Consider the following 4,703-nt stretch of genomic DNA (forward strand, 5'->3'; position numbering starts at 1 on the left):
CCCACGGCGTATACCGGGGCTGCAACCGGGCCTTCGAGGCTTACATCGGCTTGAGGCGTGAACAGGTGCTGGGCAAGACGGTCTACGACGTCGCCCCAGCACACTTGGCCCGGATCTACGAAGAAGCGGATCGCACCTTGCTGGCCAGCGGTGGGCGGCAGGTCTATGACGCCCAAGTGCGTTACGCCGACGGCGAGCTGCGGGACGTGACCTTCCACAAAGGGGTGTTTCGTGATGCCTTCGGCCAGATCGCCGGCCAAGCCGGGGCCATCTTTGACATCACCGAGCGCAAGCGCTTGGAACGTTCCTTGCGTGAGATGGCCGAACACGACTCGCTCACCGGCATCCTCAACCGGGGCACCTTCTTCTCGCTGGGCGATCAACGCGTCTTGCATGCCATGGCTGATCTGGCCGATTTAGCCGTGATCGTGATGGACGTGGACCACTTCAAGGCCATCAACGACACGCGCGGCCACGCCATGGGCGACGCAGTGCTGCAACATCTCACGCGACTGATCAAGTCGCAGTTGCGCGAGAGCGATCTGTTTGCCCGCATGGGCGGTGAAGAATTCGCCATCTTGCTGGGTGAAAGCAGCGAAGCCCTCACGGTGGCTGAGCGCCTGCGTACCTGCATCGCCTTGAACCCCTGCGAGAGTCCCCAAGGCCCGATCTACTACACCTTGAGCTTGGGCGTAGCGCACTTCACCCCCCGCACCACCGCCCTGACCACCGCCTTAGCTTGGGCCGACGAAGCCCTCTACACCGTCAAACGCAGCGGGCGCAATTGGGTGCGGGAGGCTCAAACAACACCCTCTTGAATCATCATGTCAACCAAGATTGCCAAAAAACAATTCGCTATCCTGATCGGCTTAGTCATCACGTTTTCAGCCGTGACGGGTTGGTTAATTTTTGATTCAACAATGATTCAGAAAAAACCTACTCAAGATACCTCATACACACCGCTATCCATTGAGCCGACAAGAGTCATCAAAACTATCGATCAAACACCGACGCAACCAACGCTGCCGTTATACGCTGAAGTCAAGTCAAAGAGAGACGTTATTTATATCAATAACAACACTATCAACGATGGTCAGATAATTATTTCAGGACCACTGATTGATTCAGACATTCTTCGTCGTCACGACATACAAATCGTTCCAGCCAATGATGATTTCCACAAGAAAAACATCATTACTATACCCGTGGAAAAAACGCTTGACTGGAACAGACCGGCTCAACTTATTTGTTCCGATGGGCACATAACTGACATATCACCCATTGAATCCATCAATAATATGGACGAACAGACAAGGCGCGATTCATCTACGGCAACCATCGGTTCAAACAGTGAGGACGAATATTATTTCAATGGAAACACTCTTGGCTGGGCATTCAGAAGAATCGCCAGCCAAGAAGAATGCTCTGCAAAATTCGTCGTTTTCACCCGCAAAAAGAACGACACCAGCGTTCGCATCACCTATAAAAAAAGCACAAAAACCATCAGCCCAAGCTACCCTAGTCAAGACGTCACAGATATACGCAACGCTATCGAATCATTCGCATCGTTCTTCGAAATAGATTCGAATCCAAACATGTACTGGCAAGCCAACTGGTTGCTCAGCACCCAAAAAGAGCCTGATGATAATATCATCAAAACATACGCCCGAGAAATTGGCTTTGTTCAAGACAAAAAAGTAGTCTCACTTTTTTCAAGCTACGTCAAACAAGATATGGATAAAGAATGGGGAGCAGACCTTGGCGGCCACATCGGCGAGATTCGTATTGAAGACGATACAACCACAGAATCATGGCAGTTATTCAGCTTCTCTTTGTACGAAGTTTTTGGCTATTTCCGATTTATGCTCACACCTGATCTCAAGGCAACACGCTTTGGCTATGTAGAGCTTGGTGGAAGCTAAAATATATAAAGCAGCCACCTATCCATCAAGGCACAACGCATCACCGTTCACAAGAAACTACCGCTGCGCTGGTAGTAAAAATATGACGCCATCAATTTTTATGAAAAACACCTCAATTTTTGCCCAACTCAACGAAGCTGCCTTGCTGGAACTATCACCGCGAGGAAAAGCAAAAGCATTTAATACGGAGGATTACCTCATTCGCCAAAATGAGATTTCTCAGAATTTTTATATCATCATGGAAGGCCAAGTCAAAGTATTTATCTCTGACGAATATGGGCGAGATATTACTTTGCGTATTCTCGGTGCAGGCGATTATGTTGGCGAATTAACGCTGGATGGCGGCTTGAGGTCGGCATCCGTGATTTGCATTGAACCCACGCATGTTTTTGTCGTGCCGCGCCAAGATCTCGAACATCTTGTCGAGAACCATGCCGCTTTTGCGTGGGATTTGATCCATCGCCTCACCAACAAGGTACGCGACTTATCCAATCGGGTCATCGACATGGCTTACAAGGACAGCCACACCCGTTTTGCCCAATTCATCAACCAATCTGCCGTCAATCAAGACGGGGTATGCATGATTCCTGAACGCCTATCGCGACAGGAAATCGCCAACCGCATTGGTAGCTCCCGCGAAATGGTGAGTCGGCTCATCAAAGAGCTGACGGTCAGTGGTCACCTTGGTGTCAAAGACCATCGCATCATCCTTCAAAAACCACTACCCACGCAGCGCTGATTCACACCAAATATCACACCCCATACGCATCCGCAAAGCTCTTGACGATCAACACACCCACCAGCAGCACGAAAACCCGCCGGATCAGGTCATTGCCGTATTTGAGGCCGATTCGGCTGCCAAGCTGCCCGCCGACAAAGTTACTCAGCGCCATCCCCAAGCCCAACAGCCAGTGGATCTGGCCTTGCCAAGCAAAGACCGTCAAGGCACCGAGGTTCGAAGCCAAGTTGGCGAATTTGGAAGGCGCAGCAGCGTGGAGGAAATCAAAGCCCAGGCCGCGCACAAAAAGCATCTTGTAGAACGCCCCAGCGCCCGGCCCAAAGGCACCGTCGTAAAAGCCGATCAGACCGGAGCCAGCGGTGGCCCACCCGAGTTCACGCTGGGGCGCGTGTTTAGGCTGGTGGTGCAGACCACCTGAGCCCACAACCGTGAAGATCAGCAGCGCCAGCAGCAACCAAGGCAAGGCCTTGCGCAGCGGCTCCGTGGGGATCAGGGCCAAGGCCAAAGCCCCCAACCAAGCCGCGACAAAAGCAGCCAGCATGCTGGCTGCGACCACCCGCCAAGGCGGGGTGACCGAGCCCGCGTATTGCCACGCGGCCCCTGCCGTGCCCACCGAAGATGCCATCTTGTTGGTGCCAAACAGCAAAGCCGGTGTCGCACCCGGCAGACAGGCAAAAAGCGCGGGCACTTGGATCAGCCCGCCGCCGCCACCCACGGCATCGACCACGCCAGCGGCAAACGCCGCCAGCCCGAGCAAGGCCCAAGCCGAGCCGTCAAGCAAGGGAGCGATCAACGCTGATCAACGACAGTGATCAACTGCGGTAGTCAGCGTTGATGGTCACATAGTCGTGCGAGAGGTCGCAGGTCCACAGCGTGGTGGTGGCTTCGCCCCGGTGCAGATCAATGCGGATGGTGATCTCGCTTTGCTTCATCACACGCTGACCGTCGGCTTCTTGGTAATCGGGATGGCGACCGCCTTCACGCACCACATGCACATCATCAAGATGCAGGTCGATCAGGTTCTGATCCAAGTCGTCGATACCGGCGTAACCGACCGCCGCCAAGATGCGGCCCAGGTTCGGATCGCTGGCGAAGAACGCCGTCTTGACCAGCGGTGAATGGGCGATGGCGTAGCCCGCTTTGGCACACTCCTCGACGCTTTGACCACCGTCGATGCGGATGGTGATGAACTTGGTGGCACCTTCGCCGTCACGCACGATGGCTTGGGCCAAGTGCTGTGACACCGCCAGCACGGCTTCGCGCAGGATCTGCCCTTCGGCCGAATCAAGCGCCGTGATCGGGGCGTGACCGGCCTGATGGGTCGCCATCAGGATGAAGCTGTCATTGGTCGAGGTGTCACCGTCGATGGTGATGCGGTTGAAGCTCAAGTCCGCCACGTCGTTGAGCAGCGGCTGAAGCAGCGCCGGATCGATCACCGCATCGGTCGCCACATAGCCCAGCATGGTCGCCATGTTGGGGTGGATCATCCCCGCGCCCTTGCTGATGCCGGTCACAGTGACGGTACGGCCACCAATCTGCACTTGGCGCGAGGTGCCTTTGGGCAGCGTGTCGGTGGTCATGATGGCTTCGGCGGCCACGGCCCACTGATCCATCTTCAAGTCAGCCACCGCAGCCGGCAAGCCCGCGATCAAGCGCTCGCTGGGCAGGGTTTCCATGATCACGCCCGTCGAGAACGGCAGCACTTGCTCGGCTTGGATGCCGAGCAAACCGGCCACGGCTTGGCAGACCTCGCCAGCGCGCTTGAGGCCATCAGCGCCCGTGCCGGCATTGGCGTTGCCGGTATTGATCACCAAGGCGCGGATCGAGCCTGCGGCCAGATGGAGGCGACTCAGTTGCACCGGCGCGGCACAAAAACGGTTTTTGGTGAACACACCGGCCACGCTGGAGCCGGGGGCGAGGCGAAACACACTCAGATCGCGGCGGTTGGCCTTGCGGATACCGGCTTGGGTGATACCGATTTCCACGCCCGGCACGGGGTGAAGGTCAGCGGGATTCGGAGCAGCAAGATGAACAGGCATGGC

The 4,703-nt window shown here is 55.6% G+C and carries 5 protein-coding genes; 3 read left to right on the top strand and 2 right to left on the bottom strand.

All coding sequences use genetic code 11. The features are described 5' to 3' along the window. The 3 genes from AC3VI7_RS12120 to AC3VI7_RS12130 all read left to right on the top strand — a co-directional run. The coding region (locus AC3VI7_RS12120; RefSeq protein ID WP_489671574.1) for a GGDEF domain-containing protein at positions 1 to 818 on the top strand (818 nt) is incomplete at its 5' end. A gap of 6 nt (positions 819 to 824) precedes the next feature. Then, positions 825 to 1,922 carry a hypothetical protein gene (locus tag AC3VI7_RS12125; RefSeq protein ID WP_489667807.1) on the top strand — a complete coding sequence of 366 codons (1,098 nt, stop codon included), beginning with the start codon at positions 825 to 827 and terminating at the stop codon, positions 1,920 to 1,922. Further along, on the top strand, positions 1,912 to 2,661 hold the full coding sequence (locus tag AC3VI7_RS12130; RefSeq protein WP_489667806.1) for a Crp/Fnr family transcriptional regulator: 750 nt from the start codon (positions 1,912 to 1,914) through the stop codon (positions 2,659 to 2,661). The genes AC3VI7_RS12125 and AC3VI7_RS12130 overlap by 11 nt, the downstream gene beginning before the upstream one ends. Before the next feature lie 13 nt (positions 2,662 to 2,674). Here AC3VI7_RS12130 and AC3VI7_RS12135 read toward each other — a convergent pair whose 3' ends face one another. Continuing rightward, positions 2,675 to 3,454, bottom strand: coding sequence for a sulfite exporter TauE/SafE family protein (locus AC3VI7_RS12135; protein WP_489667805.1), 780 nt, complete (start codon positions 3,452 to 3,454; stop codon positions 2,675 to 2,677). A 19-nt stretch (positions 3,455 to 3,473) separates the two neighbouring features. Continuing rightward, the gene (gene argJ, locus AC3VI7_RS12140; protein WP_489667804.1) at positions 3,474 to 4,700 is read right to left on the bottom strand and encodes a bifunctional glutamate N-acetyltransferase/amino-acid acetyltransferase ArgJ; all 1,227 of its coding nucleotides are present in this window, start codon (positions 4,698 to 4,700) and stop codon (positions 3,474 to 3,476) included. Between the last annotated feature and the right edge of the window lie 3 nt (positions 4,701 to 4,703).

The organism is Leptothrix toolikensis (SeqCode), from assembly GCF_057922285.1.

Excerpts from the sequence above, each read along its gene's own strand:
- AC3VI7_RS12125 (WP_489667807.1), top strand. The coding sequence starts at position 825 with ATGTCAACCAAGATTGCCAAAAAACAATTCGCTATCCTGATCGGCTTA.
- argJ (WP_489667804.1), bottom strand. The coding sequence starts at position 4,700 with ATGCCTGTTCATCTTGCTGCTCCGAATCCCGCTGACCTTCACCCCGTG.